We start from the raw sequence: 16,635 nt of genomic DNA, 5'->3' as shown, positions 1-16,635 counted from the left end.
CGGCCCCGCTCCGCCGACAGCCCGCAGCGGCTTCAGGCCCTGCGCACGGCGGCGCGCACGGCGGCCTTGACGGAGGGCTGGTCTGCGTAGAAGTGAAGGTCTTCCACGCCTTCCGATGTCGCCTTGGCGGCGTAGGCGTTGATTTCCGCAGCCGTCACCTTGTCCAGCGGGCCGGCCACGGGCACGATCAGGTCGTGCTCGGCGCCGGCGGCCTCCCACAGCTTGATCGAGGTGGCGTAGTTGTCGGCGGGATCGCCATGGTCCACCTTGCCCCGGCCGCCGCGCCACCATGCCTGCGGCAGCAGCACCGTCGCATGCTCGAAGAATGCGGCCCAAGGCAGGTGCGGATGTCGGGCCATCGCGCGATAGTGCGAGGTCACGCCGAAGGGGCGGCCGTTGGCCGCGCCGCAGACGGTCTCGCAGAAGCGGCTGGCCAAGTCGGCCAGGCCGGGACGGTCCCAGTCGCAGGTGGTCTGTCCAGGCGCGCCCTCGGGGCCGACGTAGTAGCCGTCGAGGCCGTGCGCGAACAGGGTGACCGCCTGCTGCGCTTGCTGCATGGCCGGATCCCGCAGGGCCGAGGGACGGCCCCATCCGTACACCGCCATGCCCGCTGCGTGGAACACGCCGATGGCCTTGCGCACGTTGTTGTCGGTGTGGATCGCCACGCCGGTGGCGCCGTATTGCTGCGCGCTCTCCAGGAAGCCATGCACATCGTCATAGTGGACGACCCAGAGGACCTTTTTTCGAGACATGACACTGCCGCCCGTCAACATGGGATGAATGGTGTCGGTAGCGTGCGCGTGCCAGGGCGATTCGGCATCCCTTCCGCGAGGGAGTCGGTGGGCATGCGGGGGGCATAGCATCCGCACATGACGAGCTTCATGATGCGCGGCTTCTCCATCGCTCTCGCAAGCGTTGCGAGCATGTTTGCAGCCGCGGCGGCGACGCAGGAGGTGCAGGTCTACCGCGGCACCTGCGATGCATCCGCCGCCTCTGCGCTGGGCCCCGACCACTTCGTGGTGGCGAGCGACGAAGACAACATCCTGCGCATCTACCGCCACGGCCAACCGGAGCCGGTGTCGACGCTGCCATTGGCCGCATTCCTCGGGAGCGGCGACGAGGAATCCGACATCGAGGGCGCGGCCACGGTCGGCAATCGCATCTACTGGATCAGCTCGCATGGGCGCAACCGCAATGCCAAGCCGCGCCCGGCACGCCAGCGCTTCTTCGCGACCGACTTCGACCTGTCGACCACGCAGCCCACGCTGCGGCCGGCCGGCAAGGCTTATGCGGGGCTGCAGGCCGACCTGCTGGCAACGCCGGCAGGGCAGCGGCTGGGGCTGGCGCAAGCAGCCCAACGCGCGCCGGAGGCGGAAGGCGGCTTCAACATCGAGAGCCTGGCGGCCACGCCGAAAGGTCCGCTGCTGGTGGGATTTCGCAATCCATTGATTGGCAGTGACGCGCTGCTGATGCCGCTGCTGAATCCGCTCGATGTGCTGGAAGGCCGCCCCTCCGAATGGGGCGCGCCGATCACGCTGGCGCTGGGCCAGCGCGGCCTGCGCAGCATGGAAACGACGAGCACGGGCTACCTGCTGGTGGCCGGCCCGACCGCCGACGCGGGCACGTTTGCGCTGTTTCGCTGGTCTGGGCAGGCGGCGGACGCGCCCGTGCAATTGAAGCAGGTGGACCTCGGCACCCTGCGGCCCGAGGCGCTGTTCGCCATCCCCGGCAGCAGCGAGATGCAGTTGCTCAGCGACGACGGCGGCCTGACCACCGGCGGTGTCGAATGCAAGGCCCGCCCGGCCGCCGAGCGCACATTCCGCAGCCTGCGCTTCAAGCCCTGAGTCGGGCTCTGTCGATCACTCGAGGGTGAAGCCCACCTTCAACGTCACCTGCCAATGCGCGACCTTGCCGTCCTTCACATGGCCGCGCGTTTCGAGCACCTCGAACCACTGGATGTTGCGCACCGACTCGCTGGCCTTGGCGATGGCGTTCTTCACCGCGTCGTCGCTGCCGTTGGGCGACGAGCCGGTGAGTTCGATGTGCTTGTAGATGTGCGTGCTCATGGTGTCTCCGTCGGGTTGGAAGCTGATCACGGGCATCTTATGACCGAAGAGGCTGTCAGTGCACGCCGACAGACAGGCGCGCCGCGCCGCGGCCCAATCCGGCAGGGCTGCTGGAGATTGCACCGATGACGCCCATCGATTCCACGCGCTGCTGCATCGTCGGCGGCGGACCGGCCGGCATGATGCTCGGCTTCCTGCTCGCGCGCGCCGGTGTGCCCGTGGTCGTGCTGGAGAAGCACGGCGACTTCCTGCGCGACTTTCGCGGTGACACGGTACATCCGTCCACGCTCGACGTGATGGCCGAACTGGGCTTGCTCGACCGCTTCCTGGCCCGGCCGCATGACGAGGCGCATCAGTTGCGCGCGCACATCTCGGGGCAGACGGTGGGGCTGGCCGACTTCTCGCACTTGGCGACACACTGCAAGTTCATCGCATTGATGCCGCAATGGGACTTCCTGGATTTCATCCGCGACGAAAGCGAGCATTACCCGGCGTTCCGCCTGATGCTGAACACCGAGGCCATCGGGCTCGTCGAGCGCGATGGACGCGTCGTGGGTGTCAAGGTCGTCACGGCGGAGGGGCCATCGCAGATCGACTGCGACCTGGTGGTGGCGGCCGATGGGCGCCGCTCGGTGCTGCGCGGCGCGGCGGGACTGACGGTGCGCGACATCGGTGCGCCGATCGACGTGTTGTGGATGCGCCTGCCCAAGCACCCCGACGACCCGGACGGCTCGGGCGGCTACATCGACGCGGGCCACTTCATGGCGACCATCGATCGCACCAGTTACTGGCAGTGCGCCTATGTCATTGCGAAGGGCGGCATCGCGGCGCTGCAGGCGCGCGGGATCGAGAATTTCCGCAAGGAGGTTGCCGCGATCGTCCCGCCGTTTGCGGACCGCGTGGACCAGATCGGCAGCTGGGACGATGTGAAGCTGCTGAGCGTGACGGTCGACCGGCTGGAGAAATGGTGGAAGCCGGGGCTGCTGTGCATCGGCGATGCGGCACATGCGATGTCGCCGGTGGGCGGCGTGGGCATCAACCTCGCGGTGCAGGACGCGGTGGCCACCGCCAACATCCTGCGCGACGTGCTGGCCGACCCCGACAAGGACGCCGACGCCGTCACGACCTTGCTGGCACAGGTCCAGGAACGGCGCGAGTTCCCGGCCAAGGTGACGCAGGCGGTGCAGGTGGCCGTGCAGAACCGCGTGCTCGCGCCGGTGCTGGAGGGTGCCGCGGAAAAGGGCAAGCGATTCACCGTGCCGTGGATCTTGCGTCTCGCGCAGCGCTATCCGATCCTGCAGGGCATTCCGGCTTATGCGGTCGGGATCGGCGTGCGGCCGGAACACGTGCGGAAGGGATAGTTCGCGTCCTCGCCTCGTAATGCCGTGCGATTCCGGCCGGCGCCAGGCCGTATTGAACGGGAGCGGCGTCACGGTTTGTTCGGGTCGTCGGGGCGTTGGCCGGGTCGGCCGGGGGCGCCGTGTGCCTGCTGTTCCTGTGGACGATGCTGTTGCGACTGCTGTGCTTGTGCTTGCTGCGCCTGGCGGGCCTGGGCTTGGGCAAGCTGCTGGGCTTGCTGAGCCTGTTGCTGGTGTTGCTGCTGTTGCTGTTGCTGTGCCATTTGCTGCTGGCGCTGCGCCTGTTGTTGCTGCGTTTGCTGCTGCATCTGCTGCTGGTGTTGTGCTTGTTGTTGCTGCGCCTGCTGCTGGTGGGCCTGCTGGGCTTGTTGCTGTTGCAACTGCTGCTGATGCCGTGCCTGGTCCTGCTGCTGTGCCTGGAGCTGACGGGTCTGCGCTTGCTGGGCGGCCTGTTGCGCTTGTGCTTGTTGGCGGCGTGACTGCTCCTGAAGCTGCTGGGCCTGCTGCTGGTGGGCCTGGTCCTGCTGCGCCTGCCGGGCTTGCAACTGTTGCTGCTGTTGCAGCACCTGCTGCCGCTGCGCATCCTGCTGCTTGCCCTGCTGCTGCGCCTGCTGTTGACGAAGCTGCGCCTGTCGAGCGTCGTCCTGCGCCTGCCTGGCCTGTTGCGCCTGCTGTGTCTGGAGTTGACGTGCCTGCTCCTGCTGCTGGCGCATCTGCTGCTGTTGCTGTTGCTGCCGCATCGATGCCTGCTGCTGCGCTTGCGCCTGTTGCGCCGCCTGTTGCTTGCGGATCTCGTCAAGCTGGGCCTGTTGCTGCCGTTCCTGCGCCTGTTGCGCCTGCATCTGCTGCGACCTGGCGCCGTTGTTGTTGAAGAAGTTGTTGCGGGTGTTGTTCTGGATCATCGTTTCCGAGCGCGACACGTAGGCTGTGCGGTTGTAGATCACGGCCGGCCTTTCTGGGACCGCCATTGCTTGCCGCGGAAGCGCACCGCGTGGGTAGGGCGCCGGCCGACCCCAATTCATGTTCCACGCGTGCCAGCCCCAGTCGTGCCGCTCCAGCGCGCTGCCGACCATCACCCCGGCGCCGAAAGTCAGCAGGCCGGCCGTGGCAATCTGCGCATTGCTGTAGCGCGGCTCCGCGTAGACGGGAGGCGACCAGGCATAGCCGGGGTACGCGGGAACGGGTTCGCCATAGATGACTTGCGGGTCATAGCTCGGCACGTAGACCATGTCGGGCTGGGTCGGCGCAATGGTGATGTAGGGGTCAGGACCCGGTGCGGCGGCGACGCGGAGCTTCGGCGTGCTCTTGAGCTTGCCGGCGCGCGAGGCGCGCTGGCGCATCGCCTGGATGGCGTTCAGCGTGCCGTCCGGGTCGTTGTAGTAGGCCTGGCCGAGCGCCGTGGTCCATGGCAGGTTGTTCGCCATCTGGTCGAGCACGGGCCGGAAGGCGGTCAGCGACTTGATGCTCGGGTCCCATGGTTGCGATTCGGCGGCATCGGCGAGCGGGCCGGCCTTCAGCGTCCGGTTCTGGTCCAGCCAATGGTCGGCGGCGCTGACCTGGTCGGGCCAGGTGGCGCCGGCCAGGACCTGGGCGACCAGCTTGTCGGGATACAGCGCGATCGGGGCGACGAGCTGGTCGAGCTCTTCCCCCCTGGGGGGCGTGTAGGCCGGTGGCTGCGCCGGCGCTGCAACGGCGACGGGCTGCGGCGGCGGTTCGGCCTGCGGCGGCGCCATCCCGGATGTCGGTGGAGGCGCTGGCGGCGCGGTGGGGTTGGGAACGCCCTTGAGCTTGTCGCAGCCGCCGAGCGCCAGGGCACCCGCGCAGATCGCCAGGATCAGGAGCCTGGAAACGGGGCCAACGCGGCCGATAGGGAGGGGAGCGGGAGCAGAGGTCATCGCGTCATTCGCATGCGTGTGGTCGTGGTCCTCCCCAGCTTTCAACGTGGATGGTCCGCAGTTCGACGACATCCGGCTGCCAGCCAGCGCCGCCGCGCCCTGTCGGCGCAGCGCTTCCGGCCCGCTATTTCGCGCCGCCGGTGTAGCGGGTGACGCTGTCCGCCGCGACGTGGTAGCCGCTCGTGCCCATCATGGAATCGTTGCGCAGGGTCTGCATCTTGCCGGTGACCCAGATCGTGTCCATCGCGCGCAGGCCCTTGTCGGCGCTGGCGGTTTGCACATGGATGATCTGGTTGGCCGGTGGCGGCGGCGTGTGGATGCAGGCGCCGAAGTAGGGCACCAGCAGGAACTCGCTAACCTGGCCGTTCTTCTCCTCGAGCGGCACCAGGTAGCCGGGGATCCTGACCATGACACCGTCCATCGCGGGGTTGGTGGGCGCGTTGTCGGAGGCCTTCTGCAGCTTCATCAGCATCTCGTTGGCGCGCGGATCGTTGTCGTCGAGCTTGCTGAAGTCGATGCCCTTGAAGGCCTTCATCGGGTCCCAGTCCTTGGGCACCAGTTCTTCCCAGGCGATCAGGCGGGGTTGCCCCGGCGCGATCTTGGCGGGCACGGCCTTGCCGCCGAGCGGATTGGCGGCGCTGGTTCCCGAAGGCGCGAGGTCGCCAGCCCAGGCGGCAGCGCCGAGTGTCGTGATGATCAGGGCAAGGGCGAGGCGACGCGGCATGGTGTTCAAGTCAGTTCAAATGCGTGGCGAGAGGCCGTCGGCCAGCGACAAGCGATAGGCGCGAATGCTGGGCAGCAGCCCGGCGAGCCAACCGGCCACCAGCAGGCTGCCCATCAGCCACCACTCGTTGAGTGTAGGTTCGGACAGATGCAGCGCCAGGCCGAACCGCGATTGCAGCCACGGCGACAGCAGGGCGATGCCCAGCGCGGTTACGAGCACACCCAGCAGCACGCCCAGCAGCGTCACGATGCCGCCTTCCAGTGCCAGCAGCGCCAGCACATGGCGCAGGCCCGCGCCGACTGCGCGCAGCACCGCCAGCTCACGCCGGCGCTCGTTGAGTCCGGCCAGCACCACCGACACCAGGCCACCCAGGCTGACCAGTGCGACCAGCGCCGACATCAGCAGCAGCGCGTTCTCGCCGACACCGACGACACGCCACAGCTCGTCCAGCGCCACGCCGGGCAGGATCGCCATCAGCGGTTCGTCGGGATCGTTCGCCACCCAGCGCTGCACGGCGAACACCGCGGTGCGGTTCTTCAACCCGACCAGCACGGCCGTCACGGACTTCGGCGTGAGGTCGAACTTGCGCACTGCATCCGCGGGGATCGTCACGCCCGGCATCGGCGCGCCGCCGGCCCAGTCGAGATGGATGGCCTCCATCGCGCTCAATCCGATGTGCACCGTGCGGTCGACCGGCGTGCCGGTGCGCGCCAGCACGCCGACCACGGTGAAGGGCTTGTCGGCATGCGCATTGGCGTCGAACTCGCCGCTGCCGTGGGCCAGCGTGATCTTCTCGCCCAGGCGATAGCCGAGCTGCGACACCACCTCCGCGCCGATCACGGCGTCGAAGATCTCGCCGAAGGGCTTGCCTTCCCGAAGCGCCAGCGGCTGCCTGTCGCCGTAGCGAAAGTGCGTGAAGTAGTCGGGCGTGGTGGCCAGCACCGGAAAGCCTCGATGCGAGTCGCCGAGCGACAGCGGCACCACCCACGCCACGCCCTTGTGCCCGGCCAGCGCCTGCACGCTTTTCCAGGACATGTTGCTGGTGGCGGCGCCGATGCGGAACACCGAATACAGCAGCAGCTGCGTCGAGCCGGTGCGCGGGCCGACGATCAGGTCGGTGCCCGAGACGGACGAGGCGAAGTTCTGCCGAAGCTCGGTGCGGATGCGCTCCACGCCGAGCAGCAGGCAGGTCGACAGGGCGATCGACAGCAGCGTGAGCGCCAGCGTGAAGCGGCGGTTCCAGGCGCTGCGCCAGGCGATGCCGAACAGCGCGGTCATCGGGCAACCTTCGCGCTGCGCGTAGCGGGGGCGCGCCGCTCGTTCATCGGCCTTCGCTCGCGAGACCGGCCCGGTTGATGTCGGGCAGCCAGACATGCCGGCCAAAGCGCTGCGCGATGCGCCTGTCGTGGCTGACGAACACCAGGGCGCTGTGGTTCGCCTGGCAAGCACTCATCAAGGTGTCGAGGAAGGCCTCCCGTCGGTCTTCGTCGAGGGCGGAGGTGGGCTCGTCGGCGATGACGAGTTCGGGATGGCCGATGAGCGCGCGTGCCGCCGCCACGCGCTGCTGCTGGCCCACCGACAGTTGCAGCGCCTGCCGTTGCCAGAGCGGCTGGTCGAGGCCCATGCGGGTGAGCAACTGCTCGGCCTGTGCGCGCGGCGAACCGTCGGCCCGTGCCGCGCGGCGCGGGGAGAAGCGGCAGGGCAGCAGCACGTTGTCGATCACGCTGAGGTAGGGCAGCAGGTTGAACTGCTGGAAGATGTAGCCCACATGCGCCACGCGCGTGCGGTCGCGCTGCCGGCGGGAGAGCTGCGCCCAGTCGTGCCCGAGCAGGCGCGCTTGGCCCGCGTCGGCCACGAGCACGCCGGCCATCAGCGACAGCAGCGTGCTCTTGCCGCAGCCGCTCGGCCCGTGCAGGAACAGCGCCTCGCCCGCGCTCACCGTCAGCGTCTCGATGTCGACCACCGGTGCCGCGTGGCCGGGCCACGCGAAGCGCAGCTGGTCGACGCCGAGGACGGCCGTCACTTGCTGCCCCAGGTGAGACGGCCCGAGGGGCGCTTCAGCGTGCGCTGGAACTGGCCATCCGGCGCGGCGATCTGCACGTCGATCTGACGCACGCCGGGGAAGGCCTCGAACAGCGCGACATCGATGTAGCGCGCCTGCACCGGGCTGCGGCATTCGAAGACGATGTTGCCTTCGACGTCGCCATGACCCTGCGCCTGGCCCGGCACGGCATCGCCGAGCCCGAGCGCCGGTGCGTCGAGGTCGACCTGGGCCAGCGCACAACCGGCGGCCGGGTCGATCGTGAACAGCTTGCCGGCCGAGCGGAGCTGGGCCAGGGCCTGCTGCGCAGTCTTGCGCTCGGCCTCGGTGCGTGGTGCACGCTCGAAGCCGACGATGTTGTCGAGCGGCGAATCGACGTGGAACGTGATGGCCCGCACGTCGATCGCGACGTCGAGCTTGAGTTGGCCGTGCACGTGGGCATGCCGGGGTTGTGCCTGCGCGTGCAGCATGCAGAGCGCCAGCAAGGGCGCGACTGCGGCGCAAAGGAAGAATCGATTCATGCGAGCTCTGCCTTTCGGCTTGCGTTGATGCGTGACTGCAATGGGAGCGCCCCGCGGGCTTGCGGTTCCCGCGGCCTCGCTGTCGGTGGCAACGCCGTTCGCGGGGTGACCGTCGTCAGCCCCTGGCCACCGGCCTCGCCGCATCGCTGCACCATTCGCTCCAGCTACCGGCATAGAGGCTGGTCGCGTCATAGCCCGCCACGCGCATGGCCAGCAGGTTCGGCAGGGCGCTCACGCCGCTGCCGCATTGGTGCACCACGCCGGCCGGGTCGCGCCCGGCCAGCAGCGCATCGAATTCCTGGCGCAGTTGCGCGGCCGGCTTCAAGCGGCCGTCGGCGCCGAGGTTCTCGCTGAAGGGCCGGTTCAGCGCACCGGGAATGTGGCCGGCCACCGGATCGAGCGGCTCCACTTCGCCGCGATAGCGCGGCGCGGCGCGCGCATCGATGACGGTCTGGCCGCTGTCGCCCAGCCGCTGCAGCACCGTGTCGGTCACGACCAGCCGCGCCAGTTCCGGCCCCAGCACGAAGTTCGACTGGAAGTGCGATGGCTCCTCGCGCCCCGTGACCTCGCCGCCCGAGGCTTGCCACGCCTGCAGCCCGCCGTCGAGCACGGCCACGGCTTCATGCCCGACCCATTGCAGCATCCACCAGAGCCGGCCGCAGTAGTTGAGGCCGTTGCGGTCGTACACCACGGCCTGCATGTCGTTGCGGAAACCGATGCTCGACAGCCATTCGGCGAAGCGTTCGCGGCTCGGCAGCGGATGGCGACCGCCCGAGGCCGGCAGGCCCATGTCCGCGGCGATCACGGTGCCGCCCTTGCCCGGCGCACCGTGCGGCGCGCTCAGGGCGGTGTCGAGGTTGGCATACACCGCGCCGGGGATGTGGGCTTCGCGGTATTGCTGTTCGCCGGCATGCGGCCGGGCCAGGTCGAAGGTGCAGTCGAACACCATCAGCGGCGCGCCCGCGGCCTGCAGCGCCTTCAGTTGTTCGACGGAGATCAGGGTCGTGTACATCGCGATCGGTCCTTCGTTCAATGTTCTTCTGCCGGTGCCCTGGGAACGGCGCGCTGGCGCAGGATGGTCGCGGCAATGCCGCTTCCCACGATCATCGCCATGCCGCCCCAACCCATCCCGTCGATGCGGTCGCCGAACCACACCACACTGTAGATCGCGGCGAAGACGATGCCCGAATATTGCAGGTTGGCGACCAGCAGCGTGCCGCCCGGCGTCTTGGCCCGTGAGTAGGCGCGCGTCATGCAAAGCTGTCCGAGGGCGGCCAGCACGCCGACCGGCAACAGCCACATCGCGTGCAGGCCGCCGGGCCAGTCGGAGAAGCCGGTCGCGACCGTGCCCATGCCGCCTGCCACCGCCGAGCCCACGGCAAAGTAGAAGACCGTGCGCGACTCCGGCTCGCCCATCTTCGACAGCGCCACCACCTGCATGTAGGCGAAGGCCGCCGTCAGCCCCGACATGAGGCCGACCAGCCCGGCGAAAGCCTGGCGGTCGCCGATCGTCGGACGCAGCATCATCACCACGCCGGCAAAGCCGACGACCACGGTGAGCATCAGCGTCCCTTGCAGCGGCGGTCGCCTCACGCGGCCGTCGCGTCCGGGCAGCGGCACCCACGCGAGCAAGGTGCCGCCGATGAGGAACACGGCAATCCACACGCTGCTCATGTAGTTGAGCGTCATCGCGGTGGCCAGCGGCAGGTGGGCGATGGCATAGAACCAGGCGCCCAGCGACACCACGCCGATAAAGCTGCGCCAGGCATGCATGCCGGGATACTGCGTGCGCAGCGACACGCCCTGGCTGCGCGCCAGCAGCGCCAGGAACGCGATGCCGATGAGGCCGCGGTAGAAGACCAGTTCAGCCGGGTTGAACCATTCCGAGGCGATCTTCACGCAGACCCCCATGGTCGCGAATATCAGTGCGGCCAGCACCATCCAGAGCGCTTGCATCTTGCCTCGAACGTCGAAAAAGAAGGGAAGCGGCGCCGGTTGCGGCGGCGCCGCGCAGGATCAGGCCGAGAGGGCCTGCTGGGGCAAGGTGTCCGCGGGCAACATCGCGCGCCGATACCACTCGTGGAAGTGCTCCATGCCGTCTTCCATCGGGCTCTGGTACGGGCCGCTCTCGTCGTCGCCGCGCAGCATCAGCGCGCGGCGGCCGGCGTCCATGCGCTCGGCGATCTCGTCGTCTTCCACGCAGGTTTCCATGTAGGCGGCCTGCTGCGCCTCGACGAATTCGCGCTCGAAGGCGACGATTTCCTCGGGGTAGAAGAACTCGACCATGTTGAGCGTCTTCTGCGGCCCGATCGGGTGCAGCGTCGACACGGTCAGCACGTGCGGGTACCACTCGACCATCACGTTCGGATAGCAGGTGAGCCAGATCGCGCCGTACTTCGGCGGCTTGCCTTCGCGGTATTGCAGCAACTGCTCCTGCCACTTCTGGTAGACCGGGCTGCCCGCGCGGCCGAGCCGGTTGGCCACGCCCACGGTCTGCACCGAGTACTTGTCGCCGAACTCCCAGCGCAGGTCATCGCAGGTGACGAAGCTGCCCAGGCCGGGGTGGAACGGGCCGACGTGGTAGTCCTCGAGGTAGACCTCGATGAAGGTCTTCCAGTTGTAGTTGCACTCGTGGAGTTCGACGCGGTCGAAGGCGTAGCCGGAGAAGTCGAGGTCGGCGCGCGGGCCGAGCGTGGCCAGGTCGGCCGCGATGCTGCGGCGGCTGCCGCCGGGGCGCGTCTCGAACAGCAGCCCGTTCCACGCCTCGAGCGGATAGTTGTGCAGGTTCAGGCAGGGGTCCTGCGCGAAGTGCGGCGCGCCGATCAGCGTGCCGGTGGTGCGCGGGTCGGCCGCGGCATAGGTCCAGCGGTGCAGCGGGCAGACGATGTTGCCGCCGGTCTTGGCGTCGAGCGCGCCGCGGCCTTGCAGGATCACGGCCTGGCGATGGCGGCAGACGTTGGAGATCAGCTCCACGCCCTTGGGCGTGTGCACCAGGGCGCGGCCTTCGTGCTCCTGCTGCAGCGTGTGGTAGTTGCCCAGTTCGGGCACCGCGAGCTGATGGCCGACGTAGCGCGGGCTGTCCGCAAACAGCGTGGCCATCTCGCGGGCGTAGAGCGCCTCGTCGAAATACGAGGAAACATGAAGAGGGCTTGAGGCCTGCTGCAGTTGAAGACTTAAATCAGACATGAGGACCTGACCAAGCTCCCCACAGGGAGAAAGATGGAAACGGGAGACGCCGTCGCGAAGGAAGAAACGGCCCAAAAAAGATATCGGCAACCTGCCGGGGCAGGAAGGGCGGATTGTACCCGCCGGGTTTCATTCCGGCCTCCGCCGGTCGTACCATGCGGTTCGTCACGCTCTGGTACCGGAGGGGGACGCCCGCGGGTCGGACCCGATTGCGGTCCCCACCCTAAAATGCCCGGTTTGACCGACGATCCCCGCATGCCCAAGCCAACCCCTCCCGCGTCCGCGCCGGCCGCGCCGCTGCCGGCCAGCTACGAAGCCGGCCTGCAGGAACTCGAACAACTGGTGGCCGCCCTCGAATCGGGCCAGTTGCCGCTGGACGAACTGCTCGGCAGCTACCAGCGCGGCGCTGTCCTGCTGCAGTTCTGCCGCGAAAAGCTGCAAGCGGTCGAGGACCAGATCAAGGTCCTGGATGCCGGCAGCCTGAAGGCCTGGACACCCGAATGACAGTGCGCCAACTGGAATCCTTGGAGTCCTGGAATGGCGCCCGCCTGGCCGCCTGGTGCAACCCCTTGCTTGCCGAGGTCGAAGCGGCGCTGTCGCGCTGGGTCGGCGTCGACGGGCCGCCGCAGCTTGGCGACGCGATGCGCTATGCCGTGCTTGATGGTGGCAAGCGCCTGCGTCCGCTGCTGGTGCTGGCCGCGAGCGAGGCGGTCGGCGGCGACCCTCAAGCCGCGTTGCGCGCCGCCTGCTCGACCGAGTTGATCCACGCCTATTCGCTGGTCCACGATGACCTGCCCTGCATGGACAACGACGTGCTGCGCCGCGGCAAGCCGACGGTGCACGTGAAGTTCGGCGAGGCCGATGCGCTGCTCGCCGGCGATGCCTTGCAGGCGCTGGCCTTCGAACTGCTCACACCCGGCGACGGCAGCGTTGCCGATCGCGTGCAGGCGCGCCTGTGCCGGCTGCTGGCCCTGGCCGCCGGCAGCCACGGCATGGCCGGTGGCCAGGCCATCGACCTGGCCAGCGTCGGCGTGGCTCTCGATGAGCCGCAACTTCGGCGCATGCACCAGCTCAAGACCGGCGCGCTGCTGCAGGCCAGCGTCGAAATGGGCGCCTCATGCGCCGAAGGCGTCCCCGCCGAAGCCATGCGCGCCTTGCGCGAGTACGGCGCGGCGCTCGGCCTGGCCTTCCAGGTGGTCGACGACATCCTCGACGTGGTCGCCGATTCGGCCACGCTCGGCAAGACGGCGGGCAAGGACGCCGAGAACGACAAGCCCACCTACGTATCGCTGCTCGGCCTCGACGGCGCCCGCGCCCGCGCACAAGCGCTTCTGTCCGACGCACTGGCCGCCCTGGGACGCACTACGCTGCCCGACACGGCGGCGCTGCGCGCGCTGGCCCACATGGTCGTGGACCGCGACCGATAAAAGACAAACATGGCTCCGCTCCTCCCCACATTGCACGACCCTTCGGCCTTGCGCCGCTTCGACCGCGTCCAGCTCAAGCAACTGGCCGACGAGGTGCGCGACTGCGTGCTCGACAACGTGTCGCGCACCGGGGGCCACCTCAGCTCGAACCTCGGCACGGTCGAGCTGACCGTCGCCCTGCACCACGTCTTCAACACGCCGCACGACCGGCTGGTGTGGGACGTGGGCCACCAGACCTACCCCCACAAGATCCTGACCGGCCGGCGCGAGCGCATGCCGACGCTGCGCCAGCTCGGCGGACTGTCGGGCTTCCCGCAGCGCGGCGAGAGCGAATACGACACCTTCGGCACCGCGCACTCGTCGACCAGCATCTCGGCCGCGCTCGGCATGGCGATGGCGGCCAAGCAGAAGGGCGAGGACCGGCACTCGGTCGCGATCATCGGCGACGGCGCGCTCACGGCGGGCATGGCCTTCGAGGCGCTCAACAACGCCGGCGTCTGCGACTGCAAGCTGCTCGTCATCCTCAACGACAACGACATGTCGATCAGCCCGCCGGTCGGCGCACTGAACCGCTACCTGGCGCAGCTCATGAGCGGCCAGTTCTATGCAGCCGCCAAGAACGTCGGCAAGAGCGTGCTGCGTGGTGCGCCGCCGCTGTTCGAGTTCGCCAAGCGCTTCGAGCAGCATGCCAAGGGCATGGTGGTGCCGGCCACGCTGTTCGAGAAGTTCGGCTTCAACTACGTCGGCCCGATCGATGGCCACGACCTCGACTCACTGATTCCCACGCTGGAAAACCTCAAGCACCTAGACGGCCCGCAGTTCCTGCACGTGGTCACGAAGAAGGGGCAGGGCTACAAGCTGGCGGAGGCAGATCCGGTGGCCTATCACGGGCCCGGCAAGTTCGATCCGTCAGTCGGATTGGTCAAGCCCGCGACCGCGCCCAAGCAAACCTTCACGCAGGTCTTTGGCACATGGCTGTGCGACATGGCCGCGAACGACGGCCGGCTGGTCGGCATCACGCCGGCGATGCGCGAAGGCTCGGGCATGGTCGAGTTCGAGAAGCGCTTTCCGGGGCGCTACTACGACGTCGGCATCGCCGAGCAGCATGCGGTGACCTTCGCCGCCGGCCTGGCCTGCGAAGGCCTGAAGCCGGTGGTGGCGATCTACTCGACCTTCCTGCAGCGTGCGTACGACCAGCTGATCCACGACGTGGCGATCCAGAACCTGCCGGTGGTGTTCGCACTGGATCGCGCCGGCCTGGTCGGCGCCGATGGTGCGACGCATGCGGGCGCGTATGACATCCCGTTCCTGCGCTGCATTCCGAACATGAGCATCGCCTGTCCGGCGGACGAGGCCGAATGCCGGCAACTGCTGTCGAGCGCCTATCAGCAGAACCACCCGGTGGCGGTGCGCTATCCGCGTGGCGCCGGCGCGGGCGTCACGCCGCACCTCACGCTGGATGCGCTGCCTTTCGGGAAGGGCGAGATCCGGCGCAAGGGCGAGCGTGTCGCGATCCTCGCCTTCGGCACCTTGCTTTATCCGGCGCTGCAGGCGGCCGAGGCGCTGGGCGCCACGGTGGTCAACATGCGCTGGGTCAAGCCGCTCGACGTCGAACTGCTGCTGCAGGTCGCCAGGTCGCACGAGGCCATCGTCACGGTGGAAGAGGGCGCGGTCATGGGCGGCGCCGGCAGTGCGGTGACCGAGGCGCTGAACGCCGCCGGCCTGCTCAAGCCGGTGCTGCAACTGGGCCTGCCGGACCAGTTCATCGAGCACGGCGACCCGGCCAAGTTGCTGGCCCTCCAGGGGCTGGATGCAGCGGGCATCGAAGCCAGCATCCGCGCGCGCTTCCCGAAAGCGCGCCTTGAATCGGTGGCTCCGGTTGCGGCTCAACTACCCAGGTAGGCGTCCTGGACCCTCGGGTTGCCGAGGAGTTCGCGCCCACTGCCTTCCAGCACGATCGCGCCGGTCTCGATGACATAGGCGCGGTCGGCGATCTTCAGCGCCTGGCGCACGTTCTGCTCCACCAGGAAGATCGTCAGGCCCTGCTTGTTGATCTCGCGCAGCGTGCGGAAGATGTCCTGCACGATGATCGGCGCCAGACCCATCGACGGTTCGTCCAGCAACAGCACGCGCGGCCTGGCCATCATGGCGCGGCCGATGGCCAGCATCTGCTGCTCGCCGCCCGAGAGGTTGCCGGCCAGGCCTTCGGCCCGGTCCTTCAGCACCGGGAACAGCGTGAAGATGCGCTCCATGTCCGCGGCACGCGCGCCGGCCCCGTCGCGACGCGTGTAGGCCCCGAGCTCCAGGTTCTCGCGTACCGTCAGCGTGGTGAGCGTGGCGCGGCCCTCGGCCACCTGCACCACGCCGCCTGAGACGATCTTGTGCGGTGCCAATCCGGTGATGTCGTGTCCATCGAACGTCACGCGGCCCGCGGTCTTCTTCACCAGGCCCGAGAGCGCGAGGAGGGTGGTCGACTTCCCCGCGCCATTGGCGCCGACCAGCGTGGTGATCTGGCCCTCGTGCAACTGGAAGTCGATGCCCTTGACGGCCTCGACGTGGCCGAAGGAAACCTTCAGGCCCTGGACCTGCAGCAGGGGTGCGCTCATGCGGCGGCTCCTTCGTCGTTGGTCGCTTCGTCGTCCTCGCGGCCCAGGTAGGCCTCGATGACTTGCGGATCGTTGCGGATCTGGTCCGGTCCGCCGCGCGCGATGATGCGGCCGAAGTTGAGCACGGCGATCTGCTCGCACAAGCCCATCACGAAGCGCATGTCGTGCTCGATCATGAAGATGGTGTAGCCGCGTTGGGCAATGTTCTCGATCTCGCGCATGAGATCCGTTTTCTCGGTGCTGTTCATGCCGGCGACGGGTTCGTCGAGCAGCAGCAGGCGGGGCTCGGTGGCGAGGGCGCGGGCCAGTTCGAGCTTGCGCTGGTCACCGTACGAGAGGTTGTCGGCGAGCTGGTCGGCCTTGTGGTCGAGCTTGACCCAGCTCAGCAGTTCGCGCGCCCGGTCGCGCGCGCGGCGCTCCTCGCTGCGGAACATGCCCGTGCTGGCCAGCAGCCCGAAGGCGCCGTAGCGCAGGTGCGCATCCATGCCGACGATGACGTTCTCGGTCAGCGACATTTCCTTGAACACCCGGATGTTCTGGAAGGTGCGCGCGATGCCGCCACGGGTGATCTCGAAGGGCTTGCGGCCGACCAGGTCCTGCCCGTCGAAACGGATGCTGCCGCTGGTGGGCGGAAGCAGGCCGGTGATCAGGTTGAACACGGTCGTCTTGCCGGCGCCGTTGGGGCCGATCAGCCCGAACACGCCCTTGTCGGGCACGGCCAGGTTCACGTCCTGCAGGACCTTGAGGCCGCCGAAGTGGCGCGAGACGCTCGTGAGTTCGAGCAGGTTCTTTGAAGCGGTCATGGGTGCTG

Annotated in this window: 17 protein-coding genes; 5 read left to right on the top strand and 12 right to left on the bottom strand. The window is 68.3% G+C overall.

What is annotated here, in order from left to right:
* Window positions 1-32: 32 nt before the first annotated feature.
* Window positions 33-752, bottom strand: a complete 720-nt coding sequence (locus HCU76_RS08860) for a hypothetical protein (protein ID WP_213955580.1) — start codon at window positions 750-752, stop codon at window positions 33-35.
* A gap of 117 nt (window positions 753-869) precedes the next feature.
* Between HCU76_RS08860 and HCU76_RS08855 the strand changes: the two genes are divergently transcribed.
* Window positions 870-1,844 carry a DUF3616 domain-containing protein gene (locus HCU76_RS08855; protein WP_213955581.1) on the top strand — a complete coding sequence of 325 codons (975 nt, stop codon included), beginning with the start codon at window positions 870-872 and terminating at the stop codon, window positions 1,842-1,844.
* A 15-nt stretch (window positions 1,845-1,859) separates the two neighbouring features.
* On the opposite strand, the gene HCU76_RS08850 is transcribed toward HCU76_RS08855, so the two are convergent.
* Window positions 1,860-2,066 carry a dodecin gene (locus HCU76_RS08850; protein ID WP_213955582.1) on the bottom strand — a complete coding sequence of 69 codons (207 nt, stop codon included), beginning with the start codon at window positions 2,064-2,066 and terminating at the stop codon, window positions 1,860-1,862.
* 125 nt (window positions 2,067-2,191) lie between these two features.
* Between HCU76_RS08850 and HCU76_RS08845 the strand changes: the two genes are divergently transcribed.
* Window positions 2,192-3,427: an FAD-dependent oxidoreductase gene (locus HCU76_RS08845; protein WP_213955583.1), complete on the top strand. Its 1,236-nt coding sequence runs from the start codon at window positions 2,192-2,194 to the stop codon at window positions 3,425-3,427.
* 68 nt (window positions 3,428-3,495) lie between these two features.
* Here HCU76_RS08845 and HCU76_RS08840 read toward each other — a convergent pair whose 3' ends face one another.
* The 8 genes from HCU76_RS08840 to HCU76_RS08805 form a co-directional block, all read right to left on the bottom strand.
* Window positions 3,496-5,319, bottom strand: a complete 1,824-nt coding sequence (locus HCU76_RS08840; RefSeq protein ID WP_218509038.1) for a DUF3300 domain-containing protein — start codon at window positions 5,317-5,319, stop codon at window positions 3,496-3,498.
* Window positions 5,320-5,443: 124 nt separating this feature from the next.
* The gene (locus HCU76_RS08835; protein ID WP_213955585.1) at window positions 5,444-6,043 is read right to left on the bottom strand and encodes a DUF3299 domain-containing protein; all 600 of its coding nucleotides are present in this window, start codon (window positions 6,041-6,043) and stop codon (window positions 5,444-5,446) included.
* Window positions 6,044-6,058: 15 nt separating this feature from the next.
* A complete protein-coding gene (locus HCU76_RS08830) occupies window positions 6,059-7,321 on the bottom strand; it encodes an ABC transporter permease (RefSeq protein ID WP_218509037.1) in 1,263 nt (420 codons plus the stop codon).
* 43 nt (window positions 7,322-7,364) lie between these two features.
* Window positions 7,365-8,066 carry an ABC transporter ATP-binding protein gene (locus tag HCU76_RS08825; RefSeq protein WP_213955587.1) on the bottom strand — a complete coding sequence of 234 codons (702 nt, stop codon included), beginning with the start codon at window positions 8,064-8,066 and terminating at the stop codon, window positions 7,365-7,367.
* Window positions 8,063-8,605 carry a DUF2796 domain-containing protein gene (locus HCU76_RS08820; protein ID WP_218509036.1) on the bottom strand — a complete coding sequence of 181 codons (543 nt, stop codon included), beginning with the start codon at window positions 8,603-8,605 and terminating at the stop codon, window positions 8,063-8,065. Before HCU76_RS08820 ends, HCU76_RS08825 begins: the two co-directional genes overlap by 4 nt.
* 115 nt (window positions 8,606-8,720) lie before the next feature.
* Window positions 8,721-9,617, bottom strand: coding sequence for a sulfurtransferase (locus HCU76_RS08815; protein ID WP_218509035.1), 897 nt, complete (start codon window positions 9,615-9,617; stop codon window positions 8,721-8,723).
* Between the two features lie 17 nt (window positions 9,618-9,634).
* The gene (locus HCU76_RS08810) at window positions 9,635-10,561 is read right to left on the bottom strand and encodes a DMT family transporter (protein ID WP_218509034.1); all 927 of its coding nucleotides are present in this window, start codon (window positions 10,559-10,561) and stop codon (window positions 9,635-9,637) included.
* Window positions 10,562-10,621: 60 nt separating this feature from the next.
* A complete protein-coding gene (locus HCU76_RS08805; RefSeq protein ID WP_218509033.1) occupies window positions 10,622-11,791 on the bottom strand; it encodes an aromatic ring-hydroxylating dioxygenase subunit alpha in 1,170 nt (389 codons plus the stop codon).
* A gap of 255 nt (window positions 11,792-12,046) precedes the next feature.
* Between HCU76_RS08805 and xseB the strand changes: the two genes are divergently transcribed.
* The 3 genes from xseB to dxs are packed head-to-tail and all read left to right on the top strand — an operon-like array spanning window position 12,047 to window position 15,120.
* Window positions 12,047-12,295, top strand: coding sequence for an exodeoxyribonuclease VII small subunit (gene xseB / locus HCU76_RS08800; RefSeq protein ID WP_213955591.1), 249 nt, complete (start codon window positions 12,047-12,049; stop codon window positions 12,293-12,295).
* Window positions 12,292-13,218, top strand: a complete 927-nt coding sequence (locus tag HCU76_RS08795; protein ID WP_213955592.1) for a polyprenyl synthetase family protein — start codon at window positions 12,292-12,294, stop codon at window positions 13,216-13,218. The genes xseB and HCU76_RS08795 overlap by 4 nt, the downstream gene beginning before the upstream one ends.
* Window positions 13,219-13,227: 9 nt before the next feature.
* A complete protein-coding gene (dxs, locus tag HCU76_RS08790; RefSeq protein ID WP_218509032.1) occupies window positions 13,228-15,120 on the top strand; it encodes a 1-deoxy-D-xylulose-5-phosphate synthase in 1,893 nt (630 codons plus the stop codon).
* On the opposite strand, the gene HCU76_RS08785 is transcribed toward dxs, so the two are convergent.
* Window positions 15,105-15,824 (bottom strand): ABC transporter ATP-binding protein, encoded by a 720-nt coding sequence (locus HCU76_RS08785; RefSeq protein ID WP_218509031.1) that lies wholly within the window; start codon window positions 15,822-15,824, stop codon window positions 15,105-15,107. The two genes, dxs and HCU76_RS08785, sit on opposite strands and share 16 nt — an antisense overlap.
* Window positions 15,821-16,609, bottom strand: coding sequence for an ABC transporter ATP-binding protein (locus tag HCU76_RS08780; protein ID WP_213955757.1), 789 nt, complete (start codon window positions 16,607-16,609; stop codon window positions 15,821-15,823). Before HCU76_RS08780 ends, HCU76_RS08785 begins: the two co-directional genes overlap by 4 nt.
* Window positions 16,610-16,635: the final 26 nt, after the last annotated feature.

Source organism: Variovorax sp. dw_308 (assembly GCF_019207085.1).
Classification (GTDB): domain Bacteria; phylum Pseudomonadota; class Gammaproteobacteria; order Burkholderiales; family Burkholderiaceae_C; genus Variovorax.
Note: the sequence above shows the minus strand (reverse complement) of the source record. Positions and strands in the feature narration are given on the sequence as shown.

What these genes read in the sequence shown, in the direction of transcription:
- HCU76_RS08835 (WP_213955585.1), bottom strand. Translation starts at nt 6,043, where the DNA reads ATGCCGCGTCGCCTCGCCCTTGCCCTGATCATCACGACACTCGGCGCT.
- HCU76_RS08855 (WP_213955581.1), top strand. Translation starts at nt 870, where the DNA reads ATGACGAGCTTCATGATGCGCGGCTTCTCCATCGCTCTCGCAAGCGTT.
- HCU76_RS08795 (WP_213955592.1), top strand. Translation starts at nt 12,292, where the DNA reads ATGACAGTGCGCCAACTGGAATCCTTGGAGTCCTGGAATGGCGCCCGC.
- HCU76_RS08860 (WP_213955580.1), bottom strand. Translation starts at nt 752, where the DNA reads ATGTCTCGAAAAAAGGTCCTCTGGGTCGTCCACTATGACGATGTGCAT.
- HCU76_RS08820 (WP_218509036.1), bottom strand. Translation starts at nt 8,605, where the DNA reads ATGAATCGATTCTTCCTTTGCGCCGCAGTCGCGCCCTTGCTGGCGCTC.
- HCU76_RS08830 (WP_218509037.1), bottom strand. Translation starts at nt 7,321, where the DNA reads ATGACCGCGCTGTTCGGCATCGCCTGGCGCAGCGCCTGGAACCGCCGC.
- HCU76_RS08810 (WP_218509034.1), bottom strand. Translation starts at nt 10,561, where the DNA reads ATGCAAGCGCTCTGGATGGTGCTGGCCGCACTGATATTCGCGACCATG.
- dxs (WP_218509032.1), top strand. Translation starts at nt 13,228, where the DNA reads ATGGCTCCGCTCCTCCCCACATTGCACGACCCTTCGGCCTTGCGCCGC.
- xseB (WP_213955591.1), top strand. Translation starts at nt 12,047, where the DNA reads ATGCCCAAGCCAACCCCTCCCGCGTCCGCGCCGGCCGCGCCGCTGCCG.
- HCU76_RS08785 (WP_218509031.1), bottom strand. Translation starts at nt 15,824, where the DNA reads ATGAGCGCACCCCTGCTGCAGGTCCAGGGCCTGAAGGTTTCCTTCGGC.
- HCU76_RS08805 (WP_218509033.1), bottom strand. Translation starts at nt 11,791, where the DNA reads ATGTCTGATTTAAGTCTTCAACTGCAGCAGGCCTCAAGCCCTCTTCAT.
- HCU76_RS08840 (WP_218509038.1), bottom strand. Translation starts at nt 5,319, where the DNA reads ATGACCTCTGCTCCCGCTCCCCTCCCTATCGGCCGCGTTGGCCCCGTT.
- HCU76_RS08815 (WP_218509035.1), bottom strand. Translation starts at nt 9,617, where the DNA reads ATGTACACGACCCTGATCTCCGTCGAACAACTGAAGGCGCTGCAGGCC.
- HCU76_RS08850 (WP_213955582.1), bottom strand. Translation starts at nt 2,066, where the DNA reads ATGAGCACGCACATCTACAAGCACATCGAACTCACCGGCTCGTCGCCC.
- HCU76_RS08845 (WP_213955583.1), top strand. Translation starts at nt 2,192, where the DNA reads ATGACGCCCATCGATTCCACGCGCTGCTGCATCGTCGGCGGCGGACCG.